General features: G+C 39.2%; 20 protein-coding genes. 10 read left to right on the top strand and 10 right to left on the bottom strand.

Annotation, left to right across the window (positions count from 1 at the left end; genetic code table 11):
- Positions 1 to 28: 28 nt before the first annotated feature.
- From NSQ34_RS05980 to NSQ34_RS05955, 6 genes are all read left to right on the top strand, one after another.
- The gene (locus tag NSQ34_RS05980) at positions 29 to 487 is read left to right on the top strand and encodes an ASCH domain-containing protein (protein ID WP_176967508.1); all 459 of its coding nucleotides are present in this window, start codon (positions 29 to 31) and stop codon (positions 485 to 487) included.
- A 206-nt stretch (positions 488 to 693) separates the two neighbouring features.
- Complete coding sequence (locus NSQ34_RS05975; RefSeq protein WP_024426775.1) at positions 694 to 1311, top strand: DUF47 domain-containing protein; 618 nt, start codon at positions 694 to 696, stop codon at positions 1309 to 1311.
- 15 nt (positions 1312 to 1326) lie between these two features.
- A complete protein-coding gene (locus NSQ34_RS05970) occupies positions 1327 to 2325 on the top strand; it encodes an inorganic phosphate transporter (protein ID WP_017359158.1) in 999 nt (332 codons plus the stop codon).
- A gap of 145 nt (positions 2326 to 2470) precedes the next feature.
- The gene (locus NSQ34_RS05965; RefSeq protein ID WP_024424960.1) at positions 2471 to 3241 is read left to right on the top strand and encodes a type II toxin-antitoxin system SpoIISA family toxin; all 771 of its coding nucleotides are present in this window, start codon (positions 2471 to 2473) and stop codon (positions 3239 to 3241) included.
- On the top strand, positions 3210 to 3386 hold the full coding sequence (locus NSQ34_RS05960; protein ID WP_080652934.1) for a type II toxin-antitoxin system SpoIISB family antitoxin: 177 nt from the start codon (positions 3210 to 3212) through the stop codon (positions 3384 to 3386). Before NSQ34_RS05965 ends, NSQ34_RS05960 begins: the two co-directional genes overlap by 32 nt.
- Before the next feature lie 59 nt (positions 3387 to 3445).
- Positions 3446 to 3616 (top strand): type II toxin-antitoxin system SpoIISB family antitoxin, encoded by a 171-nt coding sequence (locus NSQ34_RS05955; protein ID WP_319025955.1) that lies wholly within the window; start codon positions 3446 to 3448, stop codon positions 3614 to 3616.
- On the opposite strand, the gene NSQ34_RS05950 is transcribed toward NSQ34_RS05955, so the two are convergent.
- Positions 3605 to 4504: an N-acetylmuramoyl-L-alanine amidase gene (locus tag NSQ34_RS05950; protein ID WP_342501051.1), complete on the bottom strand. Its 900-nt coding sequence runs from the start codon at positions 4502 to 4504 to the stop codon at positions 3605 to 3607. The two genes, NSQ34_RS05955 and NSQ34_RS05950, sit on opposite strands and share 12 nt — an antisense overlap.
- A 310-nt stretch (positions 4505 to 4814) precedes the next feature.
- Here NSQ34_RS05950 and NSQ34_RS05945 point away from each other — a divergent pair, with 310 nt between their 5' ends.
- On the top strand, positions 4815 to 5363 hold the full coding sequence (locus tag NSQ34_RS05945; RefSeq protein ID WP_024424963.1) for an ImmA/IrrE family metallo-endopeptidase: 549 nt from the start codon (positions 4815 to 4817) through the stop codon (positions 5361 to 5363).
- Positions 5364 to 5389: 26 nt separating this feature from the next.
- Here NSQ34_RS05945 and NSQ34_RS05940 read toward each other — a convergent pair whose 3' ends face one another.
- On the bottom strand, positions 5390 to 6013 hold the full coding sequence (locus NSQ34_RS05940; protein ID WP_120207236.1) for a poly-gamma-glutamate hydrolase family protein: 624 nt from the start codon (positions 6011 to 6013) through the stop codon (positions 5390 to 5392).
- A 242-nt stretch (positions 6014 to 6255) separates the two neighbouring features.
- Between NSQ34_RS05940 and NSQ34_RS05935 the strand changes: the two genes are divergently transcribed.
- Positions 6256 to 6627 carry a DUF5412 domain-containing protein gene (locus NSQ34_RS05935; RefSeq protein ID WP_024426772.1) on the top strand — a complete coding sequence of 124 codons (372 nt, stop codon included), beginning with the start codon at positions 6256 to 6258 and terminating at the stop codon, positions 6625 to 6627.
- A gap of 36 nt (positions 6628 to 6663) precedes the next feature.
- Here NSQ34_RS05935 and NSQ34_RS05930 read toward each other — a convergent pair whose 3' ends face one another.
- Positions 6664 to 7488, bottom strand: coding sequence for a methyl-accepting chemotaxis protein (locus NSQ34_RS05930; RefSeq protein ID WP_034281469.1), 825 nt, complete (start codon positions 7486 to 7488; stop codon positions 6664 to 6666).
- A 217-nt stretch (positions 7489 to 7705) separates the two neighbouring features.
- Here NSQ34_RS05930 and NSQ34_RS05925 point away from each other — a divergent pair, with 217 nt between their 5' ends.
- A complete protein-coding gene (locus tag NSQ34_RS05925; RefSeq protein ID WP_176967509.1) occupies positions 7706 to 9178 on the top strand; it encodes an FAD-dependent monooxygenase in 1473 nt (490 codons plus the stop codon).
- A gap of 34 nt (positions 9179 to 9212) precedes the next feature.
- On the opposite strand, the gene hag (NSQ34_RS05920) is transcribed toward NSQ34_RS05925, so the two are convergent.
- The 6 genes from hag (NSQ34_RS05920) to NSQ34_RS05895 form a co-directional block, all read right to left on the bottom strand.
- Positions 9213 to 10034: a flagellin Hag gene (gene hag / locus NSQ34_RS05920; RefSeq protein WP_025093449.1), complete on the bottom strand. Its 822-nt coding sequence runs from the start codon at positions 10032 to 10034 to the stop codon at positions 9213 to 9215.
- 286 nt (positions 10035 to 10320) lie between these two features.
- On the bottom strand, positions 10321 to 11232 hold the full coding sequence (hag, locus tag NSQ34_RS05915; protein ID WP_041116353.1) for a flagellin Hag: 912 nt from the start codon (positions 11230 to 11232) through the stop codon (positions 10321 to 10323).
- 264 nt (positions 11233 to 11496) lie between these two features.
- Positions 11497 to 12402, bottom strand: coding sequence for a flagellin Hag (hag, locus tag NSQ34_RS05910; RefSeq protein ID WP_046310661.1), 906 nt, complete (start codon positions 12400 to 12402; stop codon positions 11497 to 11499).
- A gap of 230 nt (positions 12403 to 12632) precedes the next feature.
- Positions 12633 to 14114, bottom strand: coding sequence for a kelch repeat-containing protein (locus NSQ34_RS05905; RefSeq protein ID WP_024426767.1), 1482 nt, complete (start codon positions 14112 to 14114; stop codon positions 12633 to 12635).
- A 118-nt stretch (positions 14115 to 14232) separates the two neighbouring features.
- Positions 14233 to 15414: an alanine racemase gene (alr, locus tag NSQ34_RS05900; RefSeq protein WP_176967510.1), complete on the bottom strand. Its 1182-nt coding sequence runs from the start codon at positions 15412 to 15414 to the stop codon at positions 14233 to 14235.
- Positions 15415 to 15586: 172 nt separating this feature from the next.
- Complete coding sequence (locus NSQ34_RS05895) at positions 15587 to 16198, bottom strand: GlsB/YeaQ/YmgE family stress response membrane protein (RefSeq protein WP_024426765.1); 612 nt, start codon at positions 16196 to 16198, stop codon at positions 15587 to 15589.
- Between the two features lie 141 nt (positions 16199 to 16339).
- Here NSQ34_RS05895 and NSQ34_RS05890 point away from each other — a divergent pair, with 141 nt between their 5' ends.
- On the top strand, positions 16340 to 16687 hold the full coding sequence (locus tag NSQ34_RS05890) for a hypothetical protein (protein ID WP_098677366.1): 348 nt from the start codon (positions 16340 to 16342) through the stop codon (positions 16685 to 16687).
- A gap of 55 nt (positions 16688 to 16742) precedes the next feature.
- On the opposite strand, the gene NSQ34_RS05885 is transcribed toward NSQ34_RS05890, so the two are convergent.
- Entirely contained in the window at positions 16743 to 17198 is a 456-nt protein-coding gene (locus NSQ34_RS05885; RefSeq protein ID WP_024426763.1) for a GyrI-like domain-containing protein, read from the bottom strand.
- Positions 17199 to 17430 lie beyond the last annotated feature (232 nt).

Here is a 17430-nt window from a genome sequence, read left to right as displayed (position 1 = left end):
ATAAACACAACAAAGAGGGGGAAAAGCATTGAACAACAAATGCAGATTATTTTGGGAAGACTATTGGAAAGAGAAATCAGAAAAAGCACCTGCTGACGCGTTTGTTTCGGCGTGGGCATTCGGCTCAGATCCTGATCATTTGCTTGATCTTGTAAAGCAAGGAAAAAAAACAGCCACTTGTTCTGGACACCTTTTTTATGAAAAGGAACAGGAGCCGCTTCCACAACCCGGACAATATGCGGTCATTTTGGATAGCCAAGAAGAGCCAAAAGCCATCATTGAAATTACACATGTAGATGTCATGCCAATGAATGAAGTTCCCGTATCATTTGCACAAGCAGAGGGTGAAGGCGACTTATCTTATGACTATTGGTACAGAGAACATAAAGAATTTTTCACAGAAGCACTCCAATCATACGGTTTAGAATTCAAAGAGGATATGCTTCTTGTTTGTGAACGGTTTAAGCTGATTTATTCAGCTTCTTAGCCTTTAAGCGGCGCCAAATATGGCCCGCTTTTTTCGTGGCTTTTCCCCTTTTAGAAAAAGGTGTGTTGAGATCACATCTTTAGGTCAGAATAAGATCAAATAGAAAAAGTGAAGAAATTTTCGACTACACCTGTTTTTTTTCGACAAAAGAATATATAATTATTTGATGTGTGCATTGTCTCATTTATACAATGGAGGGTTTTTACATGTTAAAAAGGAAAAAAGACAAGTTTTCCGTCTTGTTAACGGAAATTGCTAAAAATTTAGATGAAACTGCTGAGTATTTTGTTAGCTATAAAGTAACAAATCAAACCACTCTGAAAGAATTTTCTGACACATTGAAGGAATATGAGACAAAAGGTGATAATCATGTTCATACCATGATTAAAGAGCTGAACAAAGCCTTTATTACACCGATTGAACGTGAAGACATTCTTCAATTGACGAATAGCCTCGATGATGTTTTAGATGGAATTGAGCATTTTTCCGCAACATTAGAAATTTACTCAATCACAAGCTCTGACGAACATATCGACAAATTCAGCCACTACATCAGAGAGTGTGCGAAAGAAATTTTAATCACAATTGATTTACTAGCTGAAAATCGCTTGAAAGATATTCATCCGCACGCAATCAAGATCAAAGAGATTGAGCATAATTGTGACAATCTTCATCGTAAATCATTAAAGAACTTGTTTGGAAAAGAAACAGATCCAATTAAGGTGATTCAATACAAAGAAATTTACGAAACACTTGAAGAAATCGCTGATTCCTGTCAAAGTGTTGCCAACAATCTAGAAACAATCATTATGAAGAATGCGTAACGGGGTTAGTTAAACATGGACACATTACTCATCCTTACCATACTTATTGTCATTTGTGCACTTGCTTTTGATTTCATTAACGGGTTCCACGATACAGCAAATGCCATTGCAACTTCAGTTTCAACGAAGGCATTAAAGCCTAGACATGCGATCATCATGGCAGCGTTCATGAACTTCTTAGGAGCAATGACATTTACAGGTGTGGCAAAATCCATTACAAAAGACATCGCAGATCCATTTACACTTCAAAACGGCTCTGTTGTGATCTTGGCTGCTTTAATTGCCGCCATCACATGGAACTTGCTTACTTGGTATTACGGGATTCCGAGTAGTTCTTCACATGCATTAATCGGATCAATTGCAGGTGCGGTTATTGCTTCTGCCGGTTTTGGCGCTTTAAACTATTCGGGATTCATTAAAATCATTCAAGCACTTTTGCTTTCACCTATCCTAGCTTTCGTATTGGGATATATCGTGTATACCATTATCAAAATTATATTTAGAAACAACAATCTCGCAAAAACAAATAAACAATTCCGACGTGTTCAAATTTTAACGGCTGCACTGCAATCGTATACCCATGGGACAAACGATGCGCAAAAAGCGATGGGAATTATTACGATGGCTTTAATTGCAGGTAATTTGCATACAACAGACGACATTCCTTTCTGGGTACAATTCTCTTGTGCGCTTGCAATGGGACTCGGTACTTCTATCGGCGGCTGGAAGATTATCAAAACAGTCGGCGGTAAAATTATGAAAATTCGTCCAGTAAACGGAGTATCTGCAGACTTAACGGGTGCAGCTATTATCTTCGGTGCGACGTTTATTCACTTACCTGTTAGTACGACTCACGTTATCTCATCTTCTATTCTAGGTGTAGGTTCTGCACACAGAGTCAAAGGGGTTAACTGGGGTACAGCAAAACGTATGCTTGTCACTTGGGTGATTACATTACCGATTTCAGGAACTCTAGGAGCTCTTATATACTTTGTGTTAAATGCGATTCTCTAATATCAAAGACCTGTCTGACAGGTCTTTTTTTATTTGCCCGCACACTTAAAACCTTCCTTCTGCAGGACATTTTTTCATGAAGCAGGTTTTCCAATCATATCCATAGAAATAAACAAGTATTCATCTGTCTATGGGAGAGAAGAACATGCTATTATTTTTTCAATTGACTGTATGGTTATTGCTAGGTGCTCTTGCTGTGTATGTATTTGCGGTTTGGCGCTTTGAACAAAAAGTAAAAGAAAAGATGTTTGCCATTCGTAAAACGTGGTATTGGATTTATGTAGCTGGTGCTGTTGTATACTGGACAAATGACCCTTCTTCGATTTTCACCGATTGGATGCACTACTTGATCATTGCCGTTTTTTTCGCATTAACCGATGCTTTCATCTTTCTTAGCTCCTATATAAAGAAACTCGGAAATCATGAGCTGGAAACCGACACCCATCAACTCCTTGAACAAAATAACGATTTGCTTCATTCCTACCTCAATAAACTAAAAACGTACCAATACCTATTGAAAAATGAACCGATCCATGTATATTATGGAAGTGTAGAGGCATATATAGAGGGAATTGAGCGGCTGATTTATTCTTTTGCCGACAAGATGAATATTCAAGCGGTGCTTTGTCCATACGATATGCAGGAACAAAAAGACGACCTGCTTCGGACACTTGACCAGCGGGCTCTTATTCAGGCGAAGCTTGACAGGCAGGAAGTATATTACGATGATTTCGGTCATTTGGTGCTCATCCCATTTTCTGTAGCAGATGCTCATTTTGTCATTAAGCTCACCTCCGATGAGATTGTCACGGAGTTCGACTATTTATTAATGACATCACTTACAACAATTTATGACCTAATCTTGCCTGACGAAGAGGAAGGTGATGAAGATGGACCACGCACTTCAAGGGGATAACAACAATCCTAAGAAAAACCCTTTTAAGATTTTAAAGAAAAAACGCCATATCAGTATGGCCGATTATAAGGTAAGCCCCCATACTGAGAGAATTTTTAAAAAGAATGAACAGCTTCTGGATGAGTATAAAAATAAAAAGGCTTGATTACACTAAAGGACGCGGAACGAAATCCGCGTCCTGCTTCCATTTTCACATAGACTTGCATACAATACACTATACGCTGCAACGATCGAGGTGCCAAAATGAAAAAGAAAATCAAACAACTGAGATATGTTCAGTTTGCCGAATATCAGCCGTCCCCATATACTAAGCGATTAATTGAAAAGAGTGAAACAGCCATCCAATCATACAAACAGAAACACTCACTGATTTAACAGTTTAAGCAGCTTCTCCTTCGTTTTAGGACCGTATATTCCATCACTTGTCAAACCGTTCACCAGCTGAAAGCGCGCTACGGCATTCGCCGTTTTTTCTCCGTAAACACCATCGATGCCTTTATCTGCAGCCGATTTATCAGGATAAAAATAAACAGCAGCAAGCGCTTTTTGGACGAGGCGTACGTGCTCTCCCTTCGTTAGAGGCGAAGTCACCTTTAAAATCCCATCTGGCAGCTCATACATCATTTTTCCATCGTTTCGATAAATTTTGAGAACCTGTCCAATTTGAATCTTGTTCGGGTCGCTAATGTTATTCCACTTTTGAAGATCTTGAACTGTGACGTCATGAGCTTTGGCAATACTCGTTAACGTATCCCCGCTTTTGACGACATACGTGATGACCGTCTCAGGGTCTCCTGCCGTTTCAATTCCTTTTTTAAATTCATCCCATGTAGAGAGAAGCAGACGCGGACATGTTTTTCCAGACCAGTGCTGATGTGTGACCACATTCGCTAGTGGAATATGATGCTCTTTCAGCAGCTTTTGGATGAGCCATTGCGCATGTTTAACCGCTTGCTGGAAATTCCCATCTTCATTTTCACAAATTTCAATGCCGATCGACTTTCTGTTCCCATTTCCATGTCCGTCCCCTGCATGCCAGCCATTTTCATTTAACGGCAGATGCTGAAAGATTTCATGATCATCCACTGTAAAGTGCCAGCTTTCCGCTGTCGTTGGGCGTTTCACATATGCCGCATGACTTTTCGCATCCGCCCCTTTTGACGTGTTTGCTGTGTTATGAACCGTCACATACATCGGTGTCATGGCGTATCCTGGGCGGTTCCCGTTTCCAACTGGAATAAAATCTTGATAAATTTCCACCATGTTCTGCACTCCCTTTTGCTAAATTGAATTGATCTTTCTCATCAATTGGTGGCGTTCGTAAGACAACTTGGGTTTGTTTTAGTGATAAGACTATGGTAAAATTTGAATTCAAACCACTCTTTTTAGTAATGGAAAACGCAAAAATGAAGAAAAAAACAGGAATTAATTCCATTTTTCCTTGATTTTATGTTAAAATTGTTAAAAATAAGCCGATATTAAAAGTAAGTAATAGCTTCATTAGCTATTTAGTCCTATATGGACTTTTCTTTTACGCCAAAAATAGAACATACGTTTGCATGGAGGTTTTTAAATGACTGGTTTTTTAACCCATTTAGAAGAAGAGATTAAGCGGTTATATGCCAAATTACAAATAAGCGGTCCTGCTTATAGAGACATGCAAAGGATCGCTTCTGAATTTCATGTATGGGTCCACTATGAGGATACTGGCAGCATGATGATCAAACATCAAGGTCTTTACAGTATTATATTAAACAGATCTCTATCGTCAGAGGAACAATGGCAGGATTTTGCCCACGAGCTTTGTCATGTGCTGAAGCATGCAGGCAATCATTTCAAGATGCACAAACTCTTTCGAGAACTGCAAGAGTTTCAGGCTAAACAATTCATGTATCACTTTTGTGTGCCGACCTTTATGCTGATGCAAATGAAGCTTCCAAACCTTCGGCAGCAAGCCATTTTGCACATTGCGCAAACATTTCACGTCACCTGGGCTTTCGCTGAAAAGCGGCTCGCCTTGTTCGAACAGCGGAAAGCAGGTATTCGCTTCCAACAGGAGTTTACATCTTATCTAATGAAAGCCGAGAAGGTCGCGGAAAAAGAAGCTGTTTATCAAACGTAAGCCTCTTCTGCATAGGGCGACAGGGTTTATCCATAAAGATTTAATACTTGCTTGAGTACATTTGTGTACCGATAAAATTGCTCATTTTGCGTTTCACGGCGATAGCGCCGTCTGAAGTCTTGAAAGAATGCTCTTCTTTGCGCCTGACTGATTTCAAGTTGTACACTTTTTCCGGTCAGACATTGATTATTAATATTGTGAGGATGAGTTCCAGAATAACGATCAGATTCAGATAGTAGCACTGCAGGGAATCCATTAAGCGTTAAACGTTTCACTGTTTCTGCCGCTTTTTCTCTGTCTGTCCCGCCCACTAATGTTTGAAGCACCTCTGTTTCCCCGTAGCCATGGAGCGCAAACGTGTAATGATGGGCATGCACTAGAGAAAGGCAGACCGGCTCATTGAAACGTGTGCTTGTAATATGAAGCACATGATTGCCTTTCACTTTAAGGCCTTCAAATAAATACATAGAAATATCACTTGCGATTTCATGAATGAGCTCACTCACGCCAGATTCAATTCCCCCAGCATGAGGGGACAAAACCAAAAGCTGGTCACCTTTCCGCTCGTGAAGAATTTGATAGTCGATTCCCTCTCTTTCATGAGCGGAAAGCTCTTCATAACTTTGATATGTATCAATGATTTGCGTCATTCCATCTTCCCCATTTCTCTATATGAGCATAAGTCTACTGATCTTAAATTCTTTTGTAAAGGGATTTCACATGACCTATCGACTTAATACATCCTTAAATTTTCCTTATCTTTTCGGCTATCTGTTGAATTTTGAGAAAAAATGACCGATAATTGAAATGAATAGAACTTTTGGACTATATGAATCTTTTTGCATTCTCTCTCATAAATTAGAAATATTGTGATCTACATCTGGAGGAATTCATGTTAAAAAAGAAAACCACCATCACCTTTGTCATCTTAATCCTCAGCTTCGCTGGCATCATTTACTGGAAATGCTTTTCTCTTCAAGGCGTATCTCACGGAACCTTTATCCGCTCGATGACATCACCTGACGGAACATATATCATCAACACCTATCGACATAGCGGAGGGAAACTAAAGGAGAACGCAGTTAGAGCAGAAATTGAAAACAAACTCACCCACCGAAAGAAAACGATTTACTGGAAATACCCTGATAAAGACCCTCTCATCAAATGGAAAAATGGACAGCTTGTTCAAATTGGGCATGAATTTTTAAATGTGGTAAAGGGAGAAACATACGATTATCGCTTTGACCGGAACAAAAGAAAATAGCGTATCAAAAAAACGAATCCCTCTTGGATTCGTTTTTTACGTTGACATCACATGCTGCATGAATTCTTTCATTTCTTTACTTACGCTCGTCAGCCGTTCCACAATTTCACTAAACTCTGTCACAAGTAAAGCCTGCTCTGATGATGAACCTTTCATATGGTCCATACTCTCAAGTAATGTATGTATATTAGAGGAAATCCCTTGCAGTGAACTTTCAATATTTTCTGTTGCACGTGAAGTTTCACTTGAAAGCTTTTGAACCTCACTGGCTACAACACTAAATCCAGCTCCCTCTTTTCCTGCCCTGGCTGCTTCGATTGACGCATTCAATCCCAGCAAACTTGTTTGTTTCGAAATGCCCTTAATCATTTTTGTAATATCAGATGTTTTTTTCGAGCTTTCAAGTGTTTGCTGCGTTTGTAAGGTCATTTCCTCACTTGTCGCAGAAAGCTCTTCTGAATGTGCCGCCACCACATGCACCTTTTCTTGAATACTTTGAATGATGTCATTTAATGACTCCATATATGCTTCAAGCTCTAATTGATTTTTAAGTGGAAAACCTAAAGCGAGTGCGCCGATAACTTGTTGATTTTCATCAAAAATTGGCAGACCCATTGCATTTAACGGTATTCCGTAAACCGATTCAGGCACAAACATACTTGATGTCTCACCTCTGAGCGCTTTTTTCATATTTAAATCATCTGGCTTAATGAGTTCTCCTGCTCGAATTTGAAAATCAACATCTTTCGATGGCAAATACAGCAAGAATTTCTCTCGATCAATGACACCCATCGTCACTTCGTTTTTTAAAATCTGCATCATATAAGGTGCTGCTGTCACAATACTCTGTAGTATATCCAATTTCTCTACCCCCTTATATAGTTTATCGGTCGTTCCTCTTAAATTAATAGTTACTTTTTAAAATAATGATAATGATTAGAAGAAATTCTTCATATTTACGAGTAAAAAGAAGTACTTTTCCTTTCTATATTCAAACGTAAATTTGCTATAATTAATGAATCGACATATGATGAAATGGTCATGTAACCATTTTGTATATTCATTGGAGGCGCATGTTGTGACACAACCCATGAAATATGAGAGGGCAATCGTCATTGGCGGAGGTATCACCGGGATGCTCGCTGCAAAAGTTTTATCAACGTTTTATCATCAAGTATTGATGATTGAAAAGGATGAACTGCCGGACTCTCCTGAGAATCGTCTTGGCACTCCTCAAGCCTTTCATCCACATAGAATGCTGCCACTTGGCAAGCAAATCGTTGAACGTCTATTCCCTGGTTATACAAAAGAGTTACTGGCAATGGACGGATTTAATACCATGCATCAAACCTCTCGATTTATCACAAAAGATGGCGAGTTAACGCTCACTGATACAGAAGAAACCGCTGTCACAAGACGTGCAATGCTAGAGTGGGTGCTGATGCAAAGAATAGTAAAAGAGGAACGTGTGCAGTTTTTAGAAAAACATGAAGCCATCTCTCTTCATTTTAAAGAGGGAACAAATCAGGTCATGGGGCTCATCGTGAAGAACCGGCAAGTAAAACCTGGAAGCATTCATGAAATGAAAGCAGACTTAGTGATCGATACGTCTGGAAGAATGTCCAAATTGCCAAAATGGCTGAAAGACGCTGGATGGACCTTACCAAAGACTGATGAGTTACATGTGTTTCTAGGCTACAGCACAAGATATTATCACATACCATCAGGGGCCCCACCCCTGCAATCAATGGTCGTAGTTGGCCAGCCAGACAAGCAAATTCCAACAGGACTGTTTGAACGGGTAGAACATGATTTAGTGGCTGTTCTTCTTTCTGCAGCTGGCGGTTCACATTATCCAACAACGGATGCTGATCAATTTGATTCAGAAACCGCTGCACTGACCCACCCCGCGATAGCAGAAGCCATCACCCATTTAACGCCCTTTACAAAACCAAAAGGATTTAGAGTTCCTTCCTGCGTGAGACATCACTATGAACACATGCAGGATTGGCCAAGTGGATTATTGGTGATGGGCGATGCCTTGTGTACGTTAGATCCCATTCATGGACAGGGCATGACAAAGGCAGCCCTCGAAGCACAAACACTTGACCGTATGCTCAAACTAGCACAAAAAAATGAGCGGCTGTCTTTTGAAAAGGACACATTACAACAAATGCAGCAAGCGAGTGAACTTGGCTGGTGGCTTTGTGCGATTGCTGATATGGCGTGGGACGGCGTCGAGTTAAAAGGAGAAGCAACCATCCCCCACTTGACGTTCGTACAGGAATTTTTAAATCGCTACGTACAATTCGCCATTGTGACAAAACAGCCTGAATGTCTTGAGTCGTATCACCGGATGCATTCTTTTTTATTAGAACCAAGAGAAATCATCAACTTAGAACAGCTGCACAACATGATTCAAGCTGACACCTCTGGAGAAACCGCTGAATGGTGGAAGCAATGGGATCAAAAGAACGATGAAGGCAACCTAGCTTTTTTCCATGAAGCGGTTCCTGACTTTCGTCTAGAGCACTTGCTGTCATTTGAATGAAATAAAAAAAGCCCCTCTCAAAGGGACTTTTTCATTAACGTAATAATTGAAGTACGTTTTGTGGCTGCTGGTTTGCTTGCGCTAACATTGCTTGAGATGCTTGAGAAAGAATGTTGTTCTTTGTGAACTCACTCATTTCTTTTGCCATGTCAACGTCACGAATACGAGACTCAGCTGCTGTTAAGTTTTCAGCAGAAGCACCAAGGTTGTTGATTGTGTGCTCTAGACGGTTTTGGACTGCACCAAGAGCTGAACGCTGTTTAGAAACAGCGCCGATTGCTGCGTCGATTTTTGCTACTTCGGTGTCAAAGTTAAAGCCTTCTTCATTAACTACAATATCTTTTACAGTTAAAGTTTCTGCATCCATTTTGCCAATCTGTACGTTGATATTTTGCTCAATGTTTGCGCCAATTTGAAATTGGAATCCTTCTTCAACGCTACCATCCAACAGATTCTTTCCGTTAAATGCTGTACGCTGAGAAATACCATCAATTTCATCAACCAAAGCAGTAAGTTCTTCTTGAATAGCTGTTAAATCTTCTGTTTGTTGAGTCCCAACGTTACCTGCTTGAACTGTTAATTCACGCATACGTTGAAGAATCGCATGTGTTTCAGTTAATGCACCTTCAGCTGTTTGAATAAGCGAAATGCCATCTTGTGCGTTTTTAGACGCCATTTCTAATCCGCGGATTTGTCCACGCATTTTTTCAGAGATCGCAAGACCTGCTGCGTCATCTCCTGCACGGTTGATACGAAGTCCAGAAGAAAGCTTCTCCATGTTCTTTTGCCCTGCACCATTGTTGGCAGACAAACGGTTCAGTGTGTTAAGTGCTGCGATATTGTGGTTAATTCTCATGTTAAATGACCTCCATGTGTTTGAACCAATTGGACGTCCTTATCCAAAAGTTCTAAATTAGAATTTTTTTGTAAGCCTTACAATCCATTTATCGAACATTTATGGAATATGTTTAACAAAAAAGGAATAAATAAGGATAAAGTCTCATTCACTATGGTCGTTTCGCTAGAGTATTCCAAATTTAAAGGTCATTTTTCATGATTTATAACAGGGGTTTAAGAATCATAAGACTGGAGAAAACGCGAAGAAAAAAACATAAAAAAAAGCCCCATAAAGGGGCCTGTCATTAACGTAGTAATTGAAGTACGTTTTGTGGCTGTTGGTTCGCTTGTGCAAGCATTGCTTGAGACGCTTGAGAAAGAATGTTGTTCTTCGTGAACTCACTCATTTCTTTCGCCATGTCAACGTCACGGATACGAGACTCAGCAGCTGTTAAGTTTTCAGAAGAAGCACCAAGGTTGTTGATTGTGTGCTCTAGACGGTTTTGAACTGCACCAAGTTTAGCACGCTGAGATGAAACTTGGTTGATAGCTGAATCAACAATTTTTAGTTGTGTGTCAAAACCAACATCTGTAGCATCTGCTGCATTAGTTGCAAAGGCTGTTACATCTAAATCTTTAATGGATTGGTTTGCAACGATACCACCAGTTCCATTATCGACACCTAAAGCATCTGCACCCATATCTTGGATGTTCACTTTGATTTGTTGAGTTGCATTAGCTCCGATTTGGAAAACTAAAGATGGGTCAGTATTTACTGGTGGGGTAGAAGCTTTAAAATCACCATTTAAAAGTTTTTTACCATTGAATTCTGTACGATCAGAAATACCATCAATCTCTTCAATTAAAGCATCCATTTCGTCTTTAATTGCAGTTAAATCCTCACCTTGCTGTGTACCAGTATTTCCAGCTTGTACGACTAGTTCACGTACACGTTGAAGGATTGAATGAGTTTCAGTTAAAGCACCTTCAGCTGTTTGGATAAGAGAGATACCGTCTTGTGCGTTTTTAGAAGCCATTTCTAATCCGCGGATTTGCCCACGCATTTTTTCAGAGATTGCAAGACCTGCTGCGTCATCTCCTGCACGGTTGATTTTAAGACCAGAAGAAAGTTTCTCCATGTTCTTTTGGCTCGCACCGTTGTTTGCAGATAAACGGTTTAATGTGTTAAGTGCTGCGATATTGTGGTTAATTCTCATTTCCTATTACCTCCATGTATATGGGACCTGACAGACGTCCTTGTCTGAAAAAAGTCCTTTATTCTAGGGCTTAACAACCCTAACAATTAAAATATCGGTTTATTTTAAAGGATGTTTAGCTTGATTCAAGATTAATTTATGAATTTATCTGTCTAAATTCACAATTACGCTTAATACCCCACTCCTAAATTTTATTAAAAAATTAAATATCATCCATATTTTTTAATTAATAAATACAAAAAAGCCCCATAAAGGGGCCCGTTATTAACGTAGTAATTGAAGTACGTTTTGTGGCTGTTGGTTCGCTTGTGCAAGCATTGCTTGAGAAGCTTGAGAAAGAATGTTGTTCTTCGTGAACTCACTCATTTCTTTCGCCATGTCAACGTCACGGATACGAGACTCAGCAGCTGTTAAGTTTTCACCAGAAGCACCAAGGTTGTTGATTGTGTGCTCTAGACGGTTTTGAACTGCTCCAAGCTTAGCACGTTGAGCAGATACTTGGTTGATTGCAGAATCAACAATATTTAATTGCTCATCAAAACCGCCTGCAGCAGCAGCAGCTACATCTGCAAATTTAGTCACATCAATGTCTTTAACACTTTGACCAGCAACAATTACTCCAGCATTTTTTGCACCAATTGCATCCGCACCCATATCTTCGATATTAACATCAATTTGTTGAGTTGCATTAGCACCAATTTGGAAAGTCAAACTTTTTGTAGTTGCAGGATCACCAGTATCTTTAAACGTACCATCTAACAATTTTTTACCGTTAAACTCTGTACGGTTTGAGATACCGTCTACTTCTTCTTGTAGAGCTTTAATCTCATCTTGGATAGATTGAAGGTCAGTACCTTTATCTTGTGTACCAGTGTTTCCAGCTTGTACAACTAGTTCACGAACACGTTGAAGGATTGAATGAGTTTCAGTCAATGCACCTTCAGCTGTTTGGATAAGAGAGATACCGTCTTGTGCGTTTTTAGACGCCATTTCTAATCCGCGGATTTGCCCACGCATTTTTTCAGAGATTGCTAGACCTGCAGCGTCATCTCCTGCACGGTTGATTTTAAGACCAGAAGAAAGTTTCTCCATGTTCTTTTGGCTCGCACCGTTGTTTGCAGACAAACGGTTTAATGTGTTAAGTGCTGCGATATTGTGGTTAATTCTCATTTCCTATTACCTCCATGTATGTGGGACCTGACAGACGTCCTTGTCTGAAAAAAGTCCTTTATTCTAGGGCTTATCAACCCTGACAATTCTATTATCGGATGTGGTTATAGGATGTTTAGCAGATTTTTTAAAAGATATCACATTTTTTCATGACGTTAATCCTAATTTTAACAAATTTATCAAAATAAAAGCTGCTGATCTCTTATCAGCAGCTTTATCATTTATGAATTTCAGTATTGCTTGATATCAAACATTAAGATATTTTGGTATACGACATAATCCTTCTTACTTGTGAAAGGACCTTTATTGTGTTCATCATTGATTTCATAGAAGTTCATACCAATACCAAAGCTTCTTTCTTTGTACCAGTTAAGAAAATCGTTGATTTCTTTCATTGAAAGCAGATAATCCTTTTGCAGCCCGTTTATCATCGTAATTGAAAGTATGCCTTTTGCTGCTTCTTCACCAGGTTTTGTTCCGTCTTGATCCTTTGGTTCTTCAGTTGAACCATCACCAGGTTTTGTTCCGTCCTGATCTTTCGGTTCTTCGGTTGTGCCATCATCTGGCTTTGTTCCGTCTTGATCTTTCGGTTCTTCGGTTGTGCCATCATCTGGCTTTGTTCCGTCCTGATCTTTTGGTTCTTCGCTTGTTCCATCACCTGGTTTTGTTTCATCCTGATCCTTTGACACTTTTTGCAGATCTTTTAATGGAATAGAAATAACAGATTTAAAATTGTTTTTGACAGAATGACTACCAATTGATTCAGCATAATCTCTTCCACCAATAACATATAATTGATCATCAGCAATAACTGCTACAGATCCAACTCTACCTTCAGGAATTTCATATAAAGAATCTTGAACTTGACTAGTTTGTGGATCAAATATCTGAACTTGTTTTAATAATTTACTCGATCTATCTCCAATTTGCTGACCGCCAATCATAAATAATTTATGATTGGCGGTCGCATATGCAGCTTCATATGCAAAAGAATTTAATTGAATATCCTTTAAGCGTTGCCACTTACCAAACGTCATATCATATTCTAAAATGTCTTTATCTTTCGCTCGGCTAACATTAGCCTCACCACCAGCAATATATAACTTTCCATTTATCTCTGAAATGCTTCTACCCTGACGAGGAGCTAATTGAGAATTATCTAAGCTTTCCCACTCTCCACTTACCGTATCATAGGAATAAAAATTTACTTGAGAGCTTGATAAAGATGCTACTATATAAATTTTTTCTCCAACTGTAACTGCTCTTAAGGAACCAGTTATATAAGATGTATATATAAATTTCTCAGGCATCTTAATTGGTTCTTCTGTCCATTGATCTAGTTCCGTATCATAAACATCGATGGTTTTGTGAACTGTTTTAGTTGTATCAGTAAGACCGCCAATAACATAGATTTTTTTACCTACTGTCGCGTAAGCAGCGCCCGTTCTTTCTCTAGGCATACTTGCTTTTTCTGTCCACAAATCAGTTTTAGGATCATACATATATGTTGCATCGTTGAATTTTGATTGCTGACTTGCTCCACCAAATACATATATTTTTCCATCAACTACTCCTACACTTGCTCCGATACGCTCTTCCGGTAAGTCCGCCCGCTTCGTCCACCCATTTGTCTCAGCTGCATGAGCTTTTAACGGATGAATTGTGACCATCATAAAAATAGTCAAAAGCACTAAAAATAAACCTTTTTTCATCGTTTCTTTCCTCCATATCTTAAATATCCCTCCTTTTATCGACATATTTGTAATAAAATTTAATTTTTATCATTGTACACCAGAACAAATATCCTCAAATCGCACCTGTTATTTACCCTCACACATACATCACCGGCGTTGATATTTTAATAATCTTTCCGCCGCGACGATAAAATCTTGGGACGCGCCGGCTTAAGGTGGCGATGACTTCGTAGTTGATCGTATTGAGCATTTCGGCGATTTCATCGACAGAAATTTCTCCGCCCTTTTGACGACCATATATGACGACTTCTTCGCCTTGCTTTGCTTTCATTTCTCCTAAACTGATCATCGTCATATCCATGGTGACGCGGCCAGCAATCGGCATTCGTTTTCCACGGAAAAGCATAAATCCTCGATTGGATAATGCTCGTGAGTACCCATCTGCATAACCGATTGGTATGGTTGCTATAACTTCATCAGGTTTTGCTACATAGGTTGCCCCATAGCTGACGGTCCTTGGCTTTGTCACCATTTCCTTCACGAATGCAATCCTTGCTTTTAAACTGAGAGCGGGCTCTAGCTTAACAGCATCTAAACTCTCAATGTATTGCGAAGGATACAGTCCATAAAGTCCGATGCCTAGCCGTATCATATCTGCGCTAAATTCAGGAAATGCGATGGCAGCCGCTGTATTGTTCATATGTACAGTGGGCAAAGTAATGCCTTCTTTTTTTAAGAAACGAAGAAAATCAATAAAAATGCTGTGCTGCATTAGTGTGAAATCAGGGTCAGGCTCATCCGCAGTGGAGAAATGCGTAAATATTCCATCCCACCTCAGGTTTTCACCCTTTTCAAGCGCCTCCACCACCTCTAACAGCTCTTCCTTTGTCCGTACACCTAATCGTCCCATCCCTGTGTCAACATTGACATGAATCCCAAGGCGATGCTGACTTTCTTCTTCCGCTAAGATCTCATTTGCTTGAACAATCCAGTCTTCTCGAAGGCCGGAGAGATCAATTCTCCAGGCTGCAGCCCTTTTCACACAGTCGAGCGGGGTAAATCCAAGGACCAGAATCGGTGCTTCAATTTTTGCTCTCCGCAATACAATACCTTCTTCCAAGCTGGCAACCGCAAGCTCTGTCGCACCGCTTTCTAGTGCCTGCCGCGCTACTTCAACTGAGCCGTGTCCATAAGCATTTGCCTTTACGACAGCCATGATCTTGCTTTTCCTTGGAATATGCGCTTGAATGGCTTCGATATTTCTTTTAATCGCGTCAAGATTGACCTCGATCCAGACTTCCCTGCAAAGCTTTTGCATGTATGTTTCCTCCAGTCATTTCGATATCAATGATCGTTTTCGTGTCTAGTCTATCTTTATTCATTTTTGAGAAAAACATTCAACCGCAATGATTGAACCAGCTTTTGTCTTGATGGACATAAAAAAAGAAACCACCTCAAACTGTGATTTCTTCTTTATGAACAGTCATTTATTAAACCGCAGATTTCATCATTGAATCAATTTCATGATAAATCTCCTTCAGATTTTCTCGTTCAGTCAAATATTCGGCAGTGCTCTTACGAACAGGCACATCAAATGTCAGAAAGGTGAGCGTAATCGTTGATGATTCCTGATCATTCATAGTTAATCTCAATTCAAGTGTCGAGATCTCTTCATTATTATCACTCTCAACAGATTGTTCAATCGGTACACCATCTTCTAACATGTCAACTTGCTTCAACTCTTTCAAGGAAAGCTCAGTGACTTCAAACCTGAATTTTCGAGATGAGCGGCCAGGTTGATGTGTAATAAAGCGTATTACCTTTCGCTCATCATCAATCGCAAAGCCTTTATCAACATTTTGTGAAAAGATGTATGTGGAAGCCTGAAACCCGTCTTCTTGAAAAAGCATCATCATTTTATCTAATAATATATTTGGATCATTCTTTTCTTTTTGCCTTTGCAGCCTACCCGCTATCCATAAAATGACCATTGCACCGATGATGCTAAAAACCGTTCCCAGCCCATTACCTACATCTACGAAAATAGTAAAGCCTAAAATAGCAACAATAAAAGCGATTACAATGCCTATGATGAATATCACTCCATGCTCCTCCTGTCATGACCCTCATTGTTATATTGGTTTAATCAAGTATAGCATCTGGATTTTGATCGAAAAAAAAATCTATTATAGACTAAACAGACACTATATTCATTTCGCTTTTAAATAGAAAGGATTTTTATGATGAACCTCTACACGACAGACGAAATCATTGATGCTCTTTATAAAGCCTGGTCCTCTCAATCTAGTTCAAAATGGAGTAAAGAAAACCCGGCCAATGGACAATGCGGTGTCACTTCTTTAGTCGTCCATGATCTTTTAGGCGGAAAAATAAACAAGACCGCATTACCTAGCGGATGGCACTTTTACAACGTAGTGAATGGAAAAAGAATCGACTTTACTTCTTCACAATTCTCGGAGGAAATCGTTTATATGGATGTCCCTTCAAATCGAGAAGAAGCATTTCAAGATACGAATGAGGATCAATACCGATATTTAAAGGAACGAGTCCTAAAATATTTAAACATTTAATACTCATGAAAACAGACCATATGAGGTCTGTTTTCATTGCAGTTTGATAAAGTGTTTAAAAGATAGGCAGTAAGAATTCACACACCTTATCTTCGCCTTCTTCTCTATACCTTTCCATTATAGGTGCCTGACGCATGTTTAATCGATTGTTTTGGATCATTTGAGGCAATTGTCTCCAAAACAAATTCACTTTTTCGGTTGTATGTGTCACCGTGAACACAGCATACTTTCCTCCCTCAAAATGACCAGTCTGAACCATTTGATCTTTTGAGAAATCTCTATTTGTCATAAGCATGAGGTCGTATCTGCATTTTTCTGATGGAATTTTTGCAGGATCATCTTGAGGAACACCATATATACCATATTCCTTTAATTCATCATTTAAATGATGTTGCTTAATCCATTTTTTAAATCTCTTCATCATCTCAAAATTCTCTTTGCTGCCATATGATCCGATATTTCTCATATACACCATTTTCATATTCGTTAACATTTCAATTTTGTAATTCATGATTTCCCTCCAATTTTTATTGGAAGACTGGCCAATCATTCCTTACAAACAACGGTAACATCCTTTAAAATATAATGCAGTAGGATATTAAAAATAATGTAATGCATGATGGAAAATACATATGTAGGATTTGCGATCTAGATCGTACATGAAGTAACTCATTTTCTCTTCATTAGATATCAAATTTTTTCAAATAAAAAAGAGCAGACTATAGCCGCTCACTTTTTATTGA

This window comes from Bacillus sp. FSL P2-0069 (assembly GCF_038593315.1).
Taxonomy (GTDB): Bacteria; Bacillota; Bacilli; order Bacillales; family Bacillaceae; genus Bacillus; species Bacillus safensis.
The sequence above is the reverse complement of the archived record's forward strand: the minus strand, read 5'-3'. Positions and strand labels throughout refer to the sequence as shown.